We start from the raw sequence: 1,291 nt of genomic DNA, 5'->3' as shown, positions 1-1,291 counted from the left end.
GGCGATATCTACACGACCTTCGACGATATCAACAACTGGGACAGCGAATCGGGCTGGAGCGATTTGTACTAGGCTTGGCGAGCGGTATGCGCGGGGCTGTCGTCGTGGCGGCCCCGCGCTTGCATCGGCAACGGCGCGTGGCGGTCGAACCGGGAGCGTGACGGCGTGATGAGGCAGAATGGCAGCGAACGGATGGGCGCGGGCGGCGTGCGGTTTCGCGGACACCGTCCCGGCATGACGATGATCGAACTCATCGTCGTTCTGGCCATCCTTGCGCTCATGTCGGCCATCGCGATTCCGACCTTCGCCCGGCTCGGCTACTTCTCGCGCAACGATCTCCAGGCCACCGCCCGCGAACTGCATTCCATGCTCAAGGCCGCCAAAATCTACGCCGCGACGTACCGCGTCAACACCGCTGTCGCCTATAGCGTTGTTCCTGTTATTGACAGTATAACCGGTGCAACGGTTGAAATTATTGATGCCGCGGCGTTGGTTTACAAATTTCCACAAGACATTAAGAATCTAACGACTTTCCATGATCAATTTCAAGATCAAGATGATTCGAATAAGGATAAGGATGATTTTGTTCCAATTACTGCGTCTCTAACCGGAGCCTTCTTCCGATCAACAAAGCAAGACACATGTGTCTTGATACAAGGACCTTCAAATTATGACTTGAAACGGACACTGAATACAGTCCGAATATATCGCGTCGAACCACAGTTAAGTGAGAATAACGAACTGAGATTCGACGCGTATCCGGTTGAAACACTTCCGGCGTATCGAGATAAGTATCGAGATAAATTTTTCGCCCACATTTTCAAGCCAGGCGGCCAGGTTATTGTGAGCGATCCCAGTTTACCTGAACGATTTCGAATGCTTGTGGGTTATAGGCCAGATAGAAGTACCACGGAACGCTACGTGGACGAAACCCGGACGCAACTCCGTGTCGAGACGATCGAACTCTCGCAGAACACGGGCCGGGTGCAACTGGTACAGGAGTAGCGACAATGAGCCACTCAGCCGAGAAAAATCCGCTCCATGAACTCGAGAGCGGGGTTTGGGGAACGGCTAGGCCTGCCCCGAAACCCCGAAATCCTTCCGCCTCCGGCCGTGCCGGTTTCACCCTGCTCGAAGTGCTGGTCGCGCTGGCGATTCTGGCGACGGGGATCCTCGGCGCCATGCAGTTGTTTCCCGCGTCGCTGCGTCAAACCCGCGCCGCCGCCGAGCGCACCGCCGCCGCCAACCTGGCCAACTCGGAAATGACCCGGCTGCGTTCGCTCGATATTCA

General features: G+C 55.9%; 2 protein-coding genes. Both read left to right on the top strand.

Annotated features, from left to right (window positions below; genetic code table 11):
- Positions 1 to 168: 168 nt before the first annotated feature.
- Positions 169 to 1,005 (top strand): prepilin-type N-terminal cleavage/methylation domain-containing protein, encoded by an 837-nt coding sequence (locus P5540_14075; GenBank protein ID HRT65944.1) that lies wholly within the window; start codon positions 169 to 171, stop codon positions 1,003 to 1,005.
- A 5-nt stretch (positions 1,006 to 1,010) separates the two neighbouring features.
- The coding region (locus tag P5540_14070; GenBank protein HRT65943.1) for a prepilin-type N-terminal cleavage/methylation domain-containing protein at positions 1,011 to 1,291 on the top strand (281 nt) is incomplete at its 3' end.

Source organism: Candidatus Hydrogenedentota bacterium, from assembly GCA_035450225.1.
In the GTDB taxonomy this organism is placed as follows: Bacteria; Hydrogenedentota; Hydrogenedentia; order Hydrogenedentales; family SLHB01; genus DSVR01.
This window is presented reverse-complemented; position numbering and strand designations above follow the sequence as displayed.

Bases quoted from the DNA above. Each gene is read 5' to 3' on its own strand.
- P5540_14075 (HRT65944.1), top strand. From the start codon at position 169: ATGAGGCAGAATGGCAGCGAACGGATGGGCGCGGGCGGCGTGCGGTTT.